The organism is Streptomyces zingiberis (genome assembly GCF_012034935.1).
GTDB classification, from domain to species: domain Bacteria; phylum Actinomycetota; class Actinomycetes; order Streptomycetales; family Streptomycetaceae; genus Streptomyces; species Streptomyces zingiberis.
Genome location: NZ_JAATEN010000005.1, coordinates 316,484 through 333,394 on the forward strand (window position 1 = coordinate 316,484; position 16,911 = coordinate 333,394).

Annotated in this window: 18 protein-coding genes and 2 pseudogenes; 13 read left to right on the forward strand and 7 right to left on the reverse strand. The window is 73.1% G+C overall.

The features are described from left to right. Positions 1-44: 44 nt before the first annotated feature. The 3 genes and pseudogenes from HCK00_RS09140 to HCK00_RS09150 all read right to left on the reverse strand — a co-directional run bounded on the left by HCK00_RS09140 (position 45) and on the right by HCK00_RS09150 (position 2,031). Complete coding sequence (locus tag HCK00_RS09140) at positions 45-410, reverse strand: hypothetical protein (protein WP_168101369.1); 366 nt, start codon at positions 408-410, stop codon at positions 45-47. Between the two features lie 45 nt (positions 411-455). Then, positions 456-989 (reverse strand): annotated as a pseudogene (locus tag HCK00_RS09145) (GNAT family N-acetyltransferase); the annotation flags it as partial. A gap of 184 nt (positions 990-1,173) precedes the next feature. Next, positions 1,174-2,031 (reverse strand): SDR family NAD(P)-dependent oxidoreductase, encoded by an 858-nt coding sequence (locus tag HCK00_RS09150; protein ID WP_206320080.1) that lies wholly within the window; start codon positions 2,029-2,031, stop codon positions 1,174-1,176. Positions 2,032-2,117: 86 nt separating this feature from the next. On the opposite strand from HCK00_RS09150, the gene HCK00_RS09155 reads away from it, so the two are divergent. Next, positions 2,118-2,708, forward strand: coding sequence for a TetR/AcrR family transcriptional regulator (locus tag HCK00_RS09155; protein WP_168101289.1), 591 nt, complete (start codon positions 2,118-2,120; stop codon positions 2,706-2,708). 159 nt (positions 2,709-2,867) lie between these two features. Here the strand turns inward: HCK00_RS09155 and HCK00_RS09160 are convergent, their stop codons facing one another. Then, positions 2,868-3,728, reverse strand: a complete 861-nt coding sequence (locus tag HCK00_RS09160; protein ID WP_206320081.1) for a helix-turn-helix transcriptional regulator — start codon at positions 3,726-3,728, stop codon at positions 2,868-2,870. A gap of 86 nt (positions 3,729-3,814) precedes the next feature. Here HCK00_RS09160 and HCK00_RS09165 point away from each other — a divergent pair, with 86 nt between their 5' ends. Continuing rightward, positions 3,815-4,582: an SDR family oxidoreductase gene (locus tag HCK00_RS09165; RefSeq protein ID WP_168101291.1), complete on the forward strand. Its 768-nt coding sequence runs from the start codon at positions 3,815-3,817 to the stop codon at positions 4,580-4,582. An 88-nt stretch (positions 4,583-4,670) separates the two neighbouring features. Here HCK00_RS09165 and HCK00_RS09170 read toward each other — a convergent pair whose 3' ends face one another. From HCK00_RS09170 to HCK00_RS09180, 3 genes are all read right to left on the reverse strand, one after another. Further along, positions 4,671-5,564, reverse strand: coding sequence for a prenyltransferase/squalene oxidase repeat-containing protein (locus HCK00_RS09170; protein ID WP_168101292.1), 894 nt, complete (start codon positions 5,562-5,564; stop codon positions 4,671-4,673). Between the two features lie 67 nt (positions 5,565-5,631). Beyond that, a complete protein-coding gene (locus tag HCK00_RS09175) occupies positions 5,632-5,985 on the reverse strand; it encodes a hypothetical protein (RefSeq protein ID WP_168101293.1) in 354 nt (117 codons plus the stop codon). A gap of 10 nt (positions 5,986-5,995) precedes the next feature. Next, entirely contained in the window at positions 5,996-6,475 is a 480-nt protein-coding gene (locus HCK00_RS09180) for an ATP-binding protein (RefSeq protein ID WP_168101294.1), read from the reverse strand. Positions 6,476-6,677: 202 nt separating this feature from the next. Here HCK00_RS09180 and HCK00_RS09185 point away from each other — a divergent pair, with 202 nt between their 5' ends. The 11 genes and pseudogenes from HCK00_RS09185 (at position 6,678) to HCK00_RS09230 (ending at position 16,666) form a co-directional block, all read left to right on the forward strand. After that, complete coding sequence (locus HCK00_RS09185) at positions 6,678-7,550, forward strand: helix-turn-helix domain-containing protein (protein ID WP_168101295.1); 873 nt, start codon at positions 6,678-6,680, stop codon at positions 7,548-7,550. Between the two features lies 1 nt (position 7,551). After that, a complete protein-coding gene (locus HCK00_RS09190; RefSeq protein WP_168101296.1) occupies positions 7,552-7,758 on the forward strand; it encodes a DUF397 domain-containing protein in 207 nt (68 codons plus the stop codon). A 25-nt stretch (positions 7,759-7,783) separates the two neighbouring features. Then, positions 7,784-8,863, forward strand: a pseudogene (locus tag HCK00_RS09195) (NsdA family TPR-like regulatory protein); the annotation flags it as partial. A gap of 77 nt (positions 8,864-8,940) precedes the next feature. Further along, a complete protein-coding gene (locus HCK00_RS28700; RefSeq protein WP_375781935.1) occupies positions 8,941-9,162 on the forward strand; it encodes a Scr1 family TA system antitoxin-like transcriptional regulator in 222 nt (73 codons plus the stop codon). Next, positions 9,159-9,365, forward strand: coding sequence for a DUF397 domain-containing protein (locus HCK00_RS09200; RefSeq protein ID WP_168101298.1), 207 nt, complete (start codon positions 9,159-9,161; stop codon positions 9,363-9,365). The genes HCK00_RS28700 and HCK00_RS09200 overlap by 4 nt, the downstream gene beginning before the upstream one ends. A gap of 227 nt (positions 9,366-9,592) precedes the next feature. Then, the gene (locus tag HCK00_RS09205; protein WP_168101070.1) at positions 9,593-10,054 is read left to right on the forward strand and encodes a DUF6924 domain-containing protein; all 462 of its coding nucleotides are present in this window, start codon (positions 9,593-9,595) and stop codon (positions 10,052-10,054) included. A 454-nt stretch (positions 10,055-10,508) separates the two neighbouring features. Further along, positions 10,509-11,528 (forward strand): LacI family DNA-binding transcriptional regulator, encoded by a 1,020-nt coding sequence (locus HCK00_RS09210; RefSeq protein ID WP_168101299.1) that lies wholly within the window; start codon positions 10,509-10,511, stop codon positions 11,526-11,528. Between the two features lie 65 nt (positions 11,529-11,593). Further along, positions 11,594-12,604 (forward strand): 2-hydroxyacid dehydrogenase, encoded by a 1,011-nt coding sequence (locus tag HCK00_RS09215; protein ID WP_168101300.1) that lies wholly within the window; start codon positions 11,594-11,596, stop codon positions 12,602-12,604. A gap of 155 nt (positions 12,605-12,759) precedes the next feature. Further along, entirely contained in the window at positions 12,760-14,037 is a 1,278-nt protein-coding gene (manD, locus tag HCK00_RS09220) for a D-mannonate dehydratase ManD (protein WP_168101301.1), read from the forward strand. A gap of 1 nt (position 14,038) precedes the next feature. Continuing rightward, positions 14,039-15,622, forward strand: a complete 1,584-nt coding sequence (locus HCK00_RS09225) for a mannitol dehydrogenase family protein (protein ID WP_168101302.1) — start codon at positions 14,039-14,041, stop codon at positions 15,620-15,622. Positions 15,623-15,628: 6 nt separating this feature from the next. Then, complete coding sequence (locus tag HCK00_RS09230; RefSeq protein WP_168101303.1) at positions 15,629-16,666, forward strand: NAD(P)-dependent alcohol dehydrogenase; 1,038 nt, start codon at positions 15,629-15,631, stop codon at positions 16,664-16,666. Positions 16,667-16,911: the final 245 nt, after the last annotated feature.

The window sequence follows — 16,911 nt, forward strand, 5'->3', positions numbered from 1 at the left end:
ACGCCTCACCCGGCGGGACAGGGCGATGAGACGTCCGGCCGCGGTCAGCCCAGGGACCTCTCCACGGCCTCGAAGATGTCCGCGTCGGTCTCCCGCTGCCACTCCGGGAGGTCCGGCCAGTCGGCCACATAGGCGGGCTTCGGGTCCCCGAAGTGCTTGAACATCTGGGCGGTCCAGCAGGTCGCGACGTAGCGGCCCTTCTGCTCGCGCGACAGCCGCGCCGTGGCACCGTCGCTGACCTCGACGAAGTGCCGGATCTGGGCGTAGACGGAACCGGCCGCCTCGCGCTCCCACTGCGGGGTGCCGTCCCACGGCGTGACGTACCCGGCCTTCGGCTCGCCCGGGAAGTGCCGGCGGACCCCGGCGATCCAGGCCTCCCGGAACAGTCGTGCACCCTCGGTCTGCGACATGAACACCTCTCCGGTCACGGCGTAGGAAAAGCGGCGATCTCTGCCCAGGGGCAGCTCCGCAAGCATGACGGCGTACACGGGAGAATCCGGGAAAGGCCGGCGCTCTCCGACTTTCCGGAAGCCCCAGCCCTCGTACATGGCCTGGACGCGGGGGTGTTCCGTGTCGACGAGGAGAACCACGAGGGCCTCGCCCCGTTCCTCCAGGAGCGCCCGGGTCACCAGCTCCGCCGTGCCGGTCTTGCGCCATTTCCTACGGACGGCCAGCTCGGAGAAGGAGAACGTCCGGCTCTTCTCCGGGGCGGGTTTCACGTACTCTCGCCACCACTCGCGGTGCGGGTTCGCCGGGGCTCCGTAGGCGAAGGCCACCGGCCCCTCCCCGTCGAAGGCGATCACGCAGTCGAACTCCGGGTGACCGCCCCAGTGGTCCACGAACCAGGGAAAACGCTGGTTGAATTCGTCATCCATCGCATCGGCGTAGGCGTCGGCATGGACGTCGATCAGGGCCTGGCGGATCTGCGGGAGGTCCGTGTGGGTGAAACGGCGGACTTCCACATCGGGGGCGCTCAAGCTCGCCTCCATTCGGCGCGGTAGCGGTCTCCCCACTCTCGTGCGACGGCCGCGTCCGGCGCAAGAGTGATCAGATCGCGGTGGTAGTCGCCCAGGAGGGAGCGCATCCTTCCGGGCAGCGGAGACCCCCCGCCCGGCCGTCCCGCCCGGGCGGACGCCGGAGTCACCCGCCTCGGTGGGCCCGGGCGTGTTCAGGTCAGCGGGGTGCGATGCCCGTGAGTTCGGCGCTGCGGTTCCACAGCGCCTCGACGAGGACGTCGTCGTGGACCTGCTTGTTGGTCTGGCGCGGCTTGGCCGGCTCGGTCCGCGCGTAGAAACGTCCGCCTCCCCAGTCGGTGCCGGGGCGTCCGGTCAGGAAGTGGGCGAGGTTCCCTCCGCCCTTCTCGGCTGAGATCAGCGCGACCCGGGAGAGCGGTGTCCGGTACAGAAGACGGGTGAGGACGTCGTCGTTCTCGGCGCCGAAATTGGTTCGCACATTGCCCGGATCGAACGCGGCGGCGTTGATGCCCTGGGCGCCGTGGCGGGCGTGGAGCCCCCGGGCGTGGAGGATGGCGGCGAGTTTCGCGTCGCCGTAGGCCCGCATCGGGGCGTAGCTCCTGGTGTGGTTCAGGTCGTCGATGTCGATCCTTCCGACGATCCTGGCGGACGCGCTGGAGGTGTTGATCACGCCGCCCTCACCTGCCCGGAGCAGGTCGAGGAGGAGGTGCGTCAGCAGAAAGGGCGCGAGGAGGTTCACCTGGAGGGTCTTCTCGTTGCCGTCCGCGGTGACCGTGCGCTCCCCGAAGATGCCGCCGGCGTTGTTGGCGAGCACGTCGATACGGTCGGCGGAACCCCGGATACCGGCCGCCAGTTCCCGGACGTCGTCCAGACGCGTGTAGTCCGCGACGAAGTACTCCGCCCCGGCCTCGCGCGCCACCGCCGCCGTCTTGTGCGGCGAGCGCCCCACCAGGATGAGCCGTTGGTTTCGCTCCCGCCCGGCGATCCGACGCGCCGCCTGCGCACCGATCCCGTCCGAAGCGCCTGTGATCACGATGGTCCGTTCGTTCCCGCGCACGACCCCGCCTTCCCATGACATGCCGACACCAGTGAGCCTGACTTGACACCCCAGTGTCATCTTTGGCCTCAAGGTAGCATGTGGTGGTGAGCGAGCAGGCTGAGCTGAATCTGCGGGAGCGGACCCGGCGCGCCGTGCGGTCGGAGATCGTCAGCGCGGCGATGGACGTCTTCTGCCGTCAGGGTTTCGAGAACACGACCGTGGAGGAGATCGCGAGAGCCGCGGGGATCTCCCGGCGCAGCTACTTCCGCTACTTCCCCAGCAAGGACGCCGCCCTCGCCGAAGGGCTGGCCGTGATCGGCGCCACCGTCGTCGAGTCGCTGGCCCGGCGCCCGGGGAGCGAGGCGCCCTGGGACGCGCTCAGGCGGGCGTTCGACCCACTTCTCGAACACGCCGAGAACGAACCGGGCGCCAGAGCCCTCGGCAGCCTCATGCTCGAAAGGCCGGCCCTCCGGCACGACAAGGACACCGCCTGGCACGGAGCGATCGCGGGCGCCCTGGAAGCCCGCATGCCGGACCACGACGGTGACGTTCGCTTCCAGGCCGAAGTCCTCGCGTCAGCGGCCCTGGCCTGCCTCCACACCGCGCAGGCGCGCTGGCTCAGCACGGACGGCACCCGCCTCGCGGACCTGCTCGACACCGCCATGGGCACGGTCCGGGACCTGCCCACCCGCTGACCCGGCCGCTGCCCCGTTCGCGGTGACCGGCTCGCGGCGGAGAGAGCGCCCGCGCGTCACCGTCCTCCGCGCCGGAACGCCCACGCGTGCGCGCCGTCGCTGTCCGTCGCCGTCCGTCGCCGGACGCATGCGCGGGAACGGCCCGGGGCGGCAGGGAGGTCAGGGCCGCGGGCCGGTGACCTCCTGGGCGCCGATGACCGTGAGCAGGTCGAGTTTGCCGGCGCTGTCGGTGCCGACGGCGGGGGTGAACCACAGCAGGCGCTGGAGGCCGTCCTCGCTGAACAGGTTGAGGCAGTTGACCTCGATCAGGCCGAGTTCGGGGTGGTCGAGGCGCTTGCGGTCGTCCCGCCGGAACGCCACGTCGTGCTCGGCCCACAGGGCGGCGAACTCGGCGGAGGCGCCGAGCAGTGCGCGGATCATCGAGGTGGCCTCCGTGTCCTTCGCCCGCCGCCGCGCGGCGGCGGCCCGCAGGTCCGCGACGAAGGCCCGGGACTGGGTGGCGTGATCGGCCTCCGGGTACAGCCGCCGGGCGCCGGGCTCGGTGAACCACCGGTGGACGAAGCTGGCCCGCGCCCCGCGGAAACCGGACTGGTCCCCGAGCAGCGCCACCGCGAGCCGGTTCTGGACCAGCGTGACGTGGAGATCGGTGATGACCTGCGCGGGTGTCGACGTCAGACGGTCCAGCAGGTCGAGCATGCCGGGGTGCACATGCGAGGCCGGACCGCCCGGTACGGGCACCGGGCGGTCCGCCAGGTGGTACAGGTAGTCGCGCTCGTCCGCGGTCAGCCGCAGGGCCCGGGCCAGCGCGGCGATCATCTGCGCGGACGGCTGGGACCCGGCGCCGCGCTCCAGTTCGGTGTAGTAGTCCACCGAGGCCCCGGCGAGCTGGGCGACCTCGTCGCGGCGCAGCCCGGGGACCCGGCGCCGGGGCCCGGCGGGGAGCCCGACGTCGGCCGGGCGGACGCGTTCCCGCCGCGACCGCAGGAACGCCCCCAGTTCGGCGTATCTGGCAGAACTCATGTTCCCCATTGTGGGCCCGGGCGGGGCGCCGACCCAGGGGATGACATCCCCTGGCCGCGGTGGCCGGAGTTGCGCAAGGTGGAGGCATGACCACCAACCGGCAAGCTGAAGCCCAGGAACCCGCGGCCCCCCGGACCGCCGTCGTCACCGGAGGATCACGCGGCATCGGCCGGGCCGTCTCCGAGAGGCTCGCCCGGGACGGCATGGCCGTCGTCGTGAACTACGCGAGCGACGCGACCGCCGCCGGCGAGACGGTCGCGGCGATCACGGCCGCCGGCGGACGGGCGATCGGCGTGCGGGCGGACGTGGCGGACGAGCACGCGATCGCCGCCCTCTTCGACCGGGCGGAACAGGAGTTCGGCGGCGTGGACGTCGTCGTGAACTCCGCCGGCCGGCTCGCCCTGTCTCCCGTCGCCGAACTCGACCTCGGCGTGCTCGACGCCCTGCACCGCACCAACATCCGCGGCACGTTCGTCGTCGCCCGGGAGGCCGCCCGGCGGCTGCGGGCGGGGGGCTCCTTCGTGGGGTTCTCGACCTCCGTGATCGGCACCCGGCTCCCCGGCTACGGCGCCTACACGGCGAGCAAGGGCGCCGTCGAGGCGCTCACGATGATCCTCGCCCGCGAGCTGCGCGGCCGGGACATCACCGTCAACGCCGTCGCCCCCGGGCCCACGGCCACGGACCTGTTCCTCGACGGCAAGACGCCCGAGCAGATCGACCAGCTCGCGAAGACGCCGCCGCTGGAACGGCTGGGCACCCCGGAGGACATCGCCGGCGTGATCGCCTTCCTCACCGGTCCCGACGGACGCTGGGTCAACGGCCAGATCCTGCGGGCCAACGGAGGGCTGGTGTGAGGTCGCCGTGAGCCGGGATGGCATCGCGCGGCGGTGGGTCCCCACAGCAGCGGTGCCCAGCCGGGCCGGGGCAACCGCTTCCCGCCCTTCACCGGCCGTTGGCCCGGAGCGTCGCCACGGCGGAGACGGTGACGCAGCCGCGCCATTCGAGCCTCGCGGCTTCGGAGTAGCTGGTGAAGTCCACGGCCCATCCGCCGTCGGCCTGCTGCCCGGCCTCCAGGCGATCCAGGTCGCGGGCGACGGCGTCGTCGCCCACCAGGGCACGGACCGGGCGGCCGGGTTCCGGGGCGAAGTCGAGGAGATGCAGGGTCTCGCCCGCGGCGCCTCCCACGACGGGAACGGCGCCGTCGGCGGGCACGTACCGGCGGAGGTCCCGCAGGAGTTCGCGGGCCTCGGGGTGGGTGTCAGCGGTCGCGTCGAGGAACCGGAGAGCGAACGACAGGACGTAGGCGAACGGAGCCTCGTCCATCGCGCCGATCGCGTCGAAGCAGTACCGGGTCACCCGCGCCAGCCAGGGGTGCTCCCTCGCCCGGTCATCGGACCGGGCGACGCGATGAGCCTGAGCGGCCACCCCGGCGGTGATCTGCAACGACGACGCCTCGGGATCGGCCTCGGCCCAGAACGGCGCGCAGGCCACCGGGTTGGCGACCGGCAGCGCGAAGGGCAGGCCGCCGTCGGGCAGGGTCACCGCGTCGAGCCAGTCGAAGAGCCTGGCCGTCGCGGGGGCCGCCCCGGGGCCGGCGTCACCGATCGCCTCCAGCGCGTGCAGGGCCCCGGCCGGCTGACTCCCGGGCGCGCGCAGGTCGGGTTCGATGCCCCACCCGTACCCGCCGTCACGGTTGCGGTAGCCCTCCACCGCGGCGAGCACCGCCTCCCGGTGCCCGGGATCCGCCTCTCCGGTGAGCAGTGCGAAGCGACGTCGGTCCAGGACACGTCCGTGAGCTGCCAGGAACGAGGCCGCCCGGCCGGTATCGATACTCATGCGGCCCACGCTGTCACGCGCACGGCGTGACGGTCTGGGAATCGGCCGGCCGGACCACCCCGTGAGGTCAGGTCCAGAGCACCGCGATGAAGATGTTGAGGACGGTCAGCAGCCCGACGGCGGCGAACGCACCCTTGGCCACCCGCTCCTCGTCCCGCTTGACGTAGACCAGCCCCAGGATGGCGACCAGCACCACCAGCTTCACGCCGATCTTGACGTGGTTCAGCGCCCCGTCGTTCATCTCGTTGAAGCCGACCAGCAGCACACCGGTGACGAGCATGGTCAGCGCGCCGTGCAGCATCGCGGGCGTGAAGCGGGCGGTCCCGGCGCCCATCGCCTTCATCTGGGTGAGGAACCCGCCCAGCAGCGAGGCGATACCGATGATGTGCAGACCGACGAAGACATTGATGAGTACGTCCATACGGGCGAGCCTATGCGGGCCCTTCACCCGGCCTCCACGCAGGCTCCCGCTCCCCGGCACCCCGGTGCGTGGCCTTCCCGTGCGTGGCCTCCCGGAGGGCCAGGCGCACCCAGACGATCTTGCCGGCGTCCCGTGGCCGCACCCCCCACGCTTCGGCCAGCGCGTCGACGATCAGCAGACCGCGCCCGGAGGTGTCGTCCGCCTCCGGCTTGCGGAGTTCCGGCATCTTCCACCGGTAGGAGTCGGCCACCTCCAGCACCAGCACGGCGGGCTCGCGCCGCAGCGACAGGTCGAAGAACTCCCCCGTGCCCTTGGCGTGGTTGACCACGTTCGTCGCCAACTCACTGGCGACCAGTGAGGCGACCTCGACCACGGGCCCGAGCCGCCACCCGGTCAGCACCGTCTCCACATGCCTCCGCGCTTCCCCGACCGAACTCCGCCGGATACGGAACCTCTTGCTGTGCGTGCTGCTGTGCGTGCGCCCGGACATGCGACTCCCAAGACCGTGGAGGACGAGAAGACCACTCAATGCACCCGGCTGGACACTTTGAGCAACCGCCCTCAAGGTAGAGCGGCATCCAGAGCGGACGCAAGTGAAGTTATTTCGCAAATTCGCTCCATGCCCCCCGCCGCGCCCACGAGCATGTAGGTTCGTCCTCGCGATCGATCAATCACGGAGCGTGGAGGGGAACATGCCCGTAGGTGGACGTCCGACGGTGCGCAGCCGACGCCTCGGGGCAGCTCTGCGGAGGTACCGGGAAGCAGCCGGGCTCGACCAGCAGCACGCCGCGGACTGCATCGCGGGCTCCGTCACCAAGATCAGCCGTGTGGAGAGCGGCCAGGTTTCCGCCCGCCCTGGAGATGTACGTCTCTTGCTCGAGCTCTACGGGGTCGAAGACCGCGAGACCTGCCGGCGGCTGGAGCAACTGGCGCGCGATTCCAACAAACGGGGCTGGTGGCTCGACTATCCCGGCGCCACGAAACCCGAGTACGCGGATGTCATCACCCTGGAGAACGACGCAACGTACATCCGCACCTGGCAGCCCCTCTTCATCCCGGGACTTCTCCAGACACCCGCCTACCTACGCGCCCTTCTGGAGGCGAGCCTGACGGTGCATCCGCCGGAAGCGGTCGAGGATCTGGTGGCCATCCGCGAGGTCCGCAAACGGGCCATCGAGGAGGACGGAGCCAGGTTCGCGGCGGTCATCTACGAATCGGCCCTGACAGCCCCCATGCCGTCAGCCGAGCAGCACCGCGAACAGTTGTCACATCTCTTGGCCGTCGCGCAGCGGCAGAACGTGAGCCTCCAGGTACTGTCGTTGGCCGAGTGGCGCGCCGCCCACATGACATCCCACTTCGTCATGTACAGCTTCGGACCGGCCCCTGCACCGGAGGCGGTCGCCTTCGACAGCACCACGAGTACCGTCATCCTCGAGGACGCCGGGGAGATGGCTCAACACGCCCAGATCTTCGAAGTACTGAGGTCCGCCGCTCTCACCCCCGGGGAGAGCGCCTCTTTCATCCGGCGCCTCCGGGAAGACATCGCAGCAGCCGAGGAGGACTGAGATGAGCCGACGGGACATCGTGACGGAGTTCAGGAAGTCCACCGCCTCGCAGGGCGGGCAACAAGAGTGCGTCGAGGTCGCGTGCACCCGGGACGGGGGCCGGGCCGTCCGGGACAGCAAGGTCCCCCGCCGAGGCGCGCAGTACCACTCGGCCGAACAGTGGGCGGTCTTCATATCCGCGCTGAAGAACGACACCTTCAACCACTGACCGGACCGCTCACCTCCCCGGTCTCCGCAGGCGCTCACCGTCCAGCCCTGGCACCCGGGAGGGTGACGTGAACCGTCGTAGCTTCCTGTCCGTCTCGGCCGGAGGCGCCCTGTCCTTCCTCGGCGTGCCGGACGCCGAGGCCGTCACCCGCCGCGTCCGCCGGGCCCCCGCGCACGCCGTACGGGTCGGCGTGGGAGAGATCGCGGCCATCAGGACCATGGTCAGGACGCTCGGGGACAGCGCGGCCGAGTACGGCGGTGGTCACATCAGACCGCTCGCCGTGCGCTATCTGACCGACAACGCGGGCCCCTGGCTGAACGGCCGTTACACCGAGGCCACCGGGCGGGCCCTGTACGCCGCCACCAGCGAACTCGTCCACCTCATCGGGTGGATGACCCAGGACGACGGTGACGACCCGCGGCACGGGGCCCTCGCCCGCCACTATTACGCACACGCCTGGCGCCTGGCCGACGAGGCGGGGGAACCGGAACTCGCCGCGACCGCCCTGCGCGGCCTCACCGTCCACGCCATCGGCCGGGGCCCCCGCCACCGAGCGGAAGCGGTGGCGCTCGCGGAGATGGCCATGAGCTACGCGGGCCGGCTGGCGGATCCGCGCGCGGTCGCCTACTACCAGGCGACGCTCGCCGACGCCACCGCGGCGGACGGCGACCACCGCACCGCCACCGGCGCCCTGTCCGCCTCACAGACTCACATCGAGCGCACCGCGAGCGCACCGCCCGGCGAGTCCTGGGCGTCCCATTTCACCATCGGCCGATGGGCGTTCGCCTCCGGCATGACGCTGGCAAGGATGGGCGACCTGACGGCGGCCGGCGCCCATCTCTCCCAGGCCCTTGACCAGTACGGGCTCGACCGCAGGCGGACCCGGGCCGACGTCCTCGGGCACCTCGGCCGGATCCGGCTGCGGCAGGACGATCTGGACGGCGCGCTGAGCGCCTGGACGGAGTTCGTGGACTCCGCGGAGGGGGTGAAGTCCCTGCGGGTCCGGGAAGCGGCCGAGGACCTGCGGGTGCGGCTCGCGCGGTATCCGAACGACACCACGGCGCGCGAACTGTCCGAACGCGCCGGACGGTTGCTCGTGGTCTGACGCGCGCCGCGTTCCGGACGCCGCACCCCGGGGCGGCCGGTGCGCACCCTCGCCCTGGCCGGCGTCTCGCCGCCCCGATGAACGTTCCACGTCGTCATGTACAGCTTCGGCCCTGCCCCGCACCAGAGGCGGTCGCCTTCGGGACCCTCTCGAACAGGCTCCTGGAAGACTCCGAGGAACTGGTCAATTACGCGCACGCCTTCGACACACTGCGGTCGGCGGCCCTGACGCCGGACCGGAGCCGCGAGTTCATCCGGAAGGTCATCGACAGCATCCCGACAGAAGGACAGCAACCATGAATTCCTCGTACGTCACCGGCCCGTTCAGGAAGTCGTCGCACTCCGGAGGCGCCTCCAACGACTGTGTCGAGGTCGCGTGCACCCGGGAGGGGGGCCGGGCCGTCCGGGACAGCAAGGTCCCCCGCCGAGGCGCGCAGTACCACTCGGCCGAACAGTGGGCGGTCTTCATATCCGCGCTGAAGAACGACGCCTTCGACCACTGACCGGACCGCTCACCTCCCCGGTCTCCGCACGTGCTCGCCGTCGGGCCCCGGGAAACGGGAGGGTGGCGTGGACCGTCGTGGCTTCCTGGACGGCGGCGAGCGGTGAGTCCTTTGTCAGCCCCGGCGCATAGCGTTACCGCCGAGATCACGCCTCCGGGCCGAACGACGGCCCGTTGCGTGCTGAACACGCTCACCGAGAGAGATATCCATTGAAGAGCCTGCCGCAGATGGACGACACCCTGCTGATCCGCACCGACTTCTCCGACCAGACGGCTTGGCAAGCCCTCCGCACGGCGATCAGCACGCCGAACGAGGACGACTTCCTTGCGTACGTTCACATAGTTGACGATCCCGCCTACGGCGAACTGACCCCCGAACAGCTCGTCTCGCTGGCCCCGGCCGAGAGCCTCTTGCTGATCGTGGCCGACAAGACCGCCCTCACCACGCCGGAGATGCCGCTGCTCGCCGTCCTGCCTCATGACGAGGACGACGATGAGGATGACGATGAGGATGACGATGACGAAGAGCACGATGAGGATGACGACGAAGCGGGGCAGGGTCACAGCGAGCTGCGCGTCATAGCCGAGGAACTGTGGTCGATCGAGAGCAACATCTCCATCGGCAACATGGACTGGGAGGAGTTCGTCGACGCCGCGGATGACGACGGCGTCTTCCGCGGCTTCAACTGACCTGGGACGACAGGCGTCTGCGACGGATCCCGAACCCGGCGCGCACATCAGGGACATCCGTCACACACCGGGGATCTCCACCCCGGGCCCGGCCTCGCCGAGGTGGGTGAGGCCGGGGCGCCAGCCCCGGTGTGGGCGCCGGGCAGGGCGCGGGCCCGGCCGCACGACCGCCCGCCCCCTCCAGCCGTGCCCGGCGCCGGGCCCTCCCGCCACGGCCGGCGCGCCGCGTCTCCCACCCCGCCGGCCGTCCCGGCCCCTCCCCGCCCGGCAACGCCCACCGCGCCGCCCCACCGCCCTCCTCCCCCGCGCCCGTCCGCCCGGGCCGCACCCGCACGCGGTGGGGAAACCTCGCGGAAAAGCTCTTGCCGCAACCGTTGACAACATTGCGGCAATTTGCCGACCATGAATCCGCACCGTTCAGGTGCTCGCAATCTCCAGGAAACGGAGTGGCAGCGTGGCCCCCACCCTGACCGATGTCGCCAAGCGCGCGCAGGTGGCGCTCTCCACGGCCTCGCGGGCGTTCAGCGATCCGCAGCGCCTGGGGCCGGAAACCTTGCGCAAGGTGCTGCACGTTGCCGAGGAGCTGGGCTACGTACCACCGCCCCGGCCGGGGGAGACGCCGCCGGAGCCGGACCCCGCCACGGTGGCCGTGGTCGTGCCCGACATCACCAACCCGGTCTTCGGCGCCTTCGTCAAGGCCGCGCAGACCCGGGGCTGGCACAGCCGGCAGACGATCGTCCTCGCGGACACCGACTTCGACCCGGACCACGAGCGGGAGGTCATCACCCGCCTCCGCGACCGGATCGCCGGGCTCGTCGTCTGCTCGCCCCGGCTCGACGCCGAGGACGTGCTGGAGCTGTGCGGCGACACCCCCGTCGTCCTGGTCAACCGCGAGACGGCGACGGCGGACTGTGTCATCGCCGACGCGACGGACGGCCTGCGGCAGACCATCGAGTACCTGGCCGCGCTCGGCCACCGCCATCTCGCCTACGTCCAGGGCTCCCAGCACTCCTGGTCCAACAGCCACCGGGTGGACCTCGCCCGCGGCCAGGCCGAACAGGCCGGGCTGCGGCTGGAGGTGCTGGGCCGGCAGTCGGAGACGGTGGCGGGCGGCGAGGCCGCCGCGGCGGCCGTCATCGCCTCCGGGGCCTCCGCGGTCATCGCCCACAACGACCTCGTCGCCCTCGGCGTGATCAGCGGGGCGCGGCGGCTCGGGACGCGGGTCCCCGACGACCTCAGCGTCGTCGGCATCGACGACATGCCGCTCGCCGCCACCGCCCACCCCTCCCTGAGCAGCGTCGCGGTGCCGATGGCCCGCGCCGGGTCGCTCAGCCTCGAACTGCTCTCCCAGGCCATCGCCGGGGACGGCCGGGAGCCACGCCTGCTCCGGCTGCCCACGCAGCTCGTCGTCCGCGGATCCACCGGGCCGGCCGACGCCGTGCGCACGCTCCCCACCGCGCGCGAGCGCGCCTGACTCCCTCGCCGCTCCCCCGCCGCTCCCCCGCCGCTCCCCCTGCCCCTCCCGACCGAAGGCCCGCCATGAACCCCGACCCCCGGCCCGACGGCCCGACCGTGGTCGTCGCCGACAGCAACCTCCGCCCCCTGCGCGAGACCTTCGAGGCCGCGCTGCCCCCGGGCGCCGTCGCGCACTGGCCCGACCCCGCGGACCCGGACGCCGTGGCGGCGGCGCTGCCCGACGCGGACGTGCTCGTCTCCGGCGTCTGCACCGCCGCCATGGCCGCGGCCGGCAAACGGCTGAAGCTGGTGCACGCCGCCGGCGCGGGCGTGGACAAGATCGACACCGGTGCGCTGCCGCCGGGCACGACGGTCGCCAACACCTTCCACCACGAGGACTCCATCGCGGAGTACGCGGTGGCCTCGGCCGTCCTGCTGGGGCGCGGGTTCCTGCGCCAGGACGCGGCGCTGCGCCGCGGCGTGTGGGACTCCCCCGCGCACACCCCCGGCGCCGCGTGGCCCGACGCGCTGGGGGGCGGCACCGTCGGTTTCGTGGGCTTCGGGCACATCGGTGCCCGCGCGTGGCGGCGCTTCCGCGCCTTCGGCGCCCGGGGTGTCGCGGTGACCCGGCGCGGTGACACCGACGCCGCCGCCGAGGGCCTGGACTGGGCCGGGACGGTCGACGACCTGGGCACGCTGCTGGAGACGGCCGACGTGGTGCTGGTCTCCGTACCGCTCACCGAGGCCACCACCGGGCTGATCGACGCGGCCGGGCTGGCGCGGATGAAACGTTCCGCCGTACTGATCAACGTCGGCCGCGGCCCGGTTGTCGACGAGGACGCGCTGTACGCCGCCCTGCGCGACGCGGCGATCGGCGGCGCCGCCCTCGACGTGTGGTACACCTACCCCGCCTCCGGCAACACGGGAGCGCCCAGCCGTCACCCCTTCCACGAGCTGCCGAACGTCCTGATGACGCCGCACTCCTCGGGGCTGACCCGGCAGACCTTCCTCCGGCGCGCCGAGGACATCGCGGCCAACATCCACCGGTTCGCGGCCGGTGAGACGCCGCACAACGTGGTGGCGGTGGTCCGGTGAACGCGACACCCCCGGTGGACGGGGCTCCGGCGAACGGGACCGGACCGGCGGACACCGCGCGGCCGGTGAACCCCGGGGCCGGCCCGGACACGGCGGCCTCGGCGGCCTCGGCGGATACGGCGGATACGGCGGATACGGCGGCCACGGAGCACCCGGTGAACCCCGCGAGCCCCGCCGCCCCCGCGCGGCGGCCCGGCACCCGCGCGGCCTCCGGCGCCCGGGACTCCGTCGTCGCCGCCGAGGTGCTGGTCACCAGCCCCGGCCGCAACTACGTGGCGCTGAAGATCACCACGGCGGAGGGGCTGGTCGGCTGGGGCGACGCCACCCTCAACGGCCGCGAACTCGCCGTCGCCGCGTATCTGCGGGACCACGTCGCGCCGCTGCTCGTCGGCCGCGACCCGGCCCGCGTCGAGGACACCTGGCAGTACCTCTACCGGGGCGCGTACTGGCGCCGGGGGCCGGTCACCATGACCGCCGTCGGGGCCGTGGACCTCGCCCTGTGGGACATCAAGGGCAAGGCCACCGGACAGCCGGTGTACCAGTTGCTCGGCGGTGCGGTCCGGGACCGGATCCTCACCTACACCCACGCCACCGGCTGGGACGTCCCCGAACTGCTCGACTCCCTCGACGCCCGGCGCGAGCAGGGCTTCCGCGCCGTGCGGGCGCAGACCGGCGTGCCGGGCCTGGACACCGTCTACGGCGTCAGCCGCGGCGGCGCGGCCTACGAACCGGCGGGCCGCGGCGCCGCCCCGGCCGAGGAGATCTGGGACACCGACGCCTATCTGCGGCACGCCCCGCGCGCGCTGGCCGCGGTCCGGGAACACGCCGGCCCCGAGCTGAAGCTGCTCCACGACGCCCACCACCGGCTCACCCCGGGGGAGGCCGCCCGCCTCGGGCGCTCCCTGGAGGAGGTGGACCTCTTCTGGCTGGAGGACGTCACCCCCGCGGAGAACCAGGAGGTGCTGCGCCATGTGCGGCGCCACACCACGGCGCCGCTGGCGATCGGCGAGGTGTTCAACACCGTCTGGGAGTGCCAGTCGCTCATCACCGAGCAGCTCATCGACTACGTCCGCACCTGCGTCACCCACGCCGGGGGCATCAGCCATCTGCGGCGGATCGCGGCGCTGGCCGAGATCTGGCAGGTCAAGCTGGGGCCGCACGGTCCCTCCGACGTCTCGCCGGTGGCGCTGGCCGCCTCGCTCCACACCGGGCTGGCCACCCCGAACTTCGCCATCCAGGAGTACATGGGCTACGAGCCCCGGACGCACGAGGTGTTCCGCCACGACTGGAGCTACGCGGACGGGTATCTGCACCCCGGCGACGCCCCCGGACTCGGCGTCGAGGTCGACGAGGCGCTGGCCGCCCGGTTCCCGTACGAGCCCGCCTACCTGCCCGTCGCGCGCCGCCGCGACGGCTCGATGACGGATTGGTGACATGACCACCCCCCTCCCCCGCCTGACGGCCGCGACCGTCCCCCCGGCGGCGCTGACGCACCGGCGCGAGCTCACCGGGACCGGCATCGTGCACCTCGGGCTCGGCAACTTCCACCGCGCCCACCAGGCCGTCTACACCGCCGCCGCGCTCGCGCACACCGACGGCCCGTGGGGCGTCCTGGGCGTGGCGAGCCGTTCGGCGGCCGTCGCGGAGGCGCTCCGCGCCCAGGACTTCCGCTACTCCGTGGTGGAGATCTCCCCCGGTGGGACCCGGATCACCGTGCCCGCGGTGCACACCGGCGCGCTCGTCGCCGCCGAGCAGGGCGACGCCGTGGTGGCCGCGATCGCCGCGCCCGGCACCCGCGTCGTCTCGCTCACCGTCACCGAGAACGGCTACACCCTCGCGCCCCGCACCGGAGGGCTCGACCTCGACCACCCCGGGATCCGGGCCGACCTGGCGGGCGACGCGCCGCCGCGGACCACGGTCGGGCAGATCGTCCGCGGGCTGCAGCGCCGGCTCCGCGCGCACGGGGCCCCCGTCACCGTGCTGAGCTGCGACAACCTCGCGGGCAACGGCACCCTGACCGGGCAGCTGGTCCGCGCGTTCGCCCAGGCTCTGCCGGCCGCCGAGCGCGATCCGCTCACGGACTGGCTGGAGGCCGCGGTGACGTTCCCGGACACCATGGTCGACCGGATCGTCCCCGCCACCACGGACGCCTACCGGGCCGCGGTGGCCGACGGGCTCGGACTGCGCGACGCCGTCCCGGTGCCCGCCGAGCCGTTCACCATGTGGGTTCTCCAGGATGGTTTCGCCGCCGGCCGTCCCGCCTGGGAGCACGGCGGGGCCCTGTTCACCGCGGACGTGGAACCGTACGAGCTGCTCAAGCTGCGGCTGCTGAACGGCACCCACTCGCTCATCGCCTACCTCGGCGCCCTCGACGGCCGGGACACCATCCCGGACTCCGTCGCCCGGCCGCACATCGCCGACGCCGCGCGGCGCGTGCTGCACGAGGACTATCTGCCGAGCATCACCGTCCCCGCCGGCATCGACCTCGACGCCTACGTGGCGCGGCTCTTCGACCGCTGGTCCAACACCGCCCTCGGCCACCGCACCCGGCAGGTCGGCTCGGACGGCTCCGCCAAGCTCCGCCAGCGCGTGCCGGAACCGGCCCTGCTGCATCTGCGCGCCGGCCGGATGCCGCACCACCTGGCCCTGACCGTCGCCGCCTACCTCTGCTGCGCGGCCCCGCCCGGCGGCTTCGACCCCGGCCCGCACGCCGCGGCGATGACGGACCCGGGCGCGGCCGGGCTGCGCGCGGCGGCCGCGCGCTCCACCACCGCCGCCGGCTTCACCGCCGCGGTCCTCGACGGCGGCCTGCTCGGCGACGGCCTCGCCGGGCACCCCGCGTTCACCGCGCGGGTCGCCGAGTTCATCGAGGTGCTGACCCGGCACGGTACGGCCGCCGCCGCACGCGCCGCGGCGGAGGCGGCCGACGCCGACACCCGCACCGGCATCCGCACCGACGCCGACGCCCACACCGGCACCGGACACCGCCGGCCCTCCGAGCCCGTCACCAGGATGTGAGCGCCCATGTCCCTCCCCGGCCACACCACCGCCGCCGTCCTGCACGCCCCCGGCGATCTCCGGATCGAGGAGATCCCGCTGCGCCCGCCGGGCCCCGGTGAGGTGCTCGTCGCCGTCGACGCCGTCGGCATCTGCGGCTCCGACATGCACTACTTCGCCACCGGCCGCAACGGGCGGAACGTCCTGCGGCAACCCACCGTCCTGGGGCACGAGGCCTCCGGAGTCGTCACCGCGGCCGGCCCCGGAGCGGGCCACGAGCCGGGCACCCGGGTCGCGATCGAGCCCGCCGTCGGCTGCGGCACCTGCCCCACCTGCCGCTCCGGCCGGTACAACCTGTGCCCCGACGGCACCTGCTTCGGCTCACCGCCGACCCACGGCGTGCTCGCCGGGCACGTCGTCGCCCCGGCGCGGGCCGTCCACCCGCTGCCGGACGCCGTACCGCTGGAACTCGGGGCGCTGATCGAGCCGCTGGCGGTCGCGGTCTGGGCGGTGCGCAGGGCCCGGGTGGCCCCCGGGCACCGGGTCCTGGTCACCGGGGCGGGGCCGATCGGCATCCTGATCGCCCAGGTGGCCCGCGCCGCCGGCGCCGCCGAGGTGACCGTGACGGACGTGCACGACGCCCGGCTGGCGCGCGCCCGTGAACTCGGCGCCTCCACCACCGTCAACACCGCCCGGGAGGACCTCACCCTCACCGGCGCCGACCGGCTGCTGGAGTGCTCGGCCCACCCCGCCGCGCTCCGCCAGGGCATCCTCGCCCTGGGCCCCGCCGGACGCGCGGTCGTCGTCGGGCAGGCCGCCCCCGCCGTGGACGGAGTGCCGCTGGCCCACCTCCAGCGCTGGGAGATCGACCTCGTCAGCGCGTTCCGCTACGCCCACGCCTTCCCCACCGCCCTCGCCCTGGCCGCCGGCGGCCGGGTCGATCTCGCCCCCCTCCTCACCGGCCGCTTCCCCCTCGACCGGGCGGCCGACGCCCTCCGGGCGCCGGGCGCGGACCCGCACCACCTCAAAGTCGTGGTCCGCCCCACCGGATCACCCGCAGCCTGAGCCGCCCACCGGGCAGCAGGCCCCCGTCCCCCGGCCCACTCACGGCCGGGGGACCTCCCCACCGGCACACCCCTCACCGCCGGTCCCTCCTCCCCAGCCGTCCCCGCGGCGTCCCATCTCCCCCTCGCCTCCGCGGCGTCGCCTCCCCCCTGGCCCGCGCGGGCCACTTCCCCACGGTCCGCGTGCGGTTCCCCCATCCCTTTCGTCCTGCCATGCCCGGGTGGCGGCGCGCAGGGCCGCCGTCC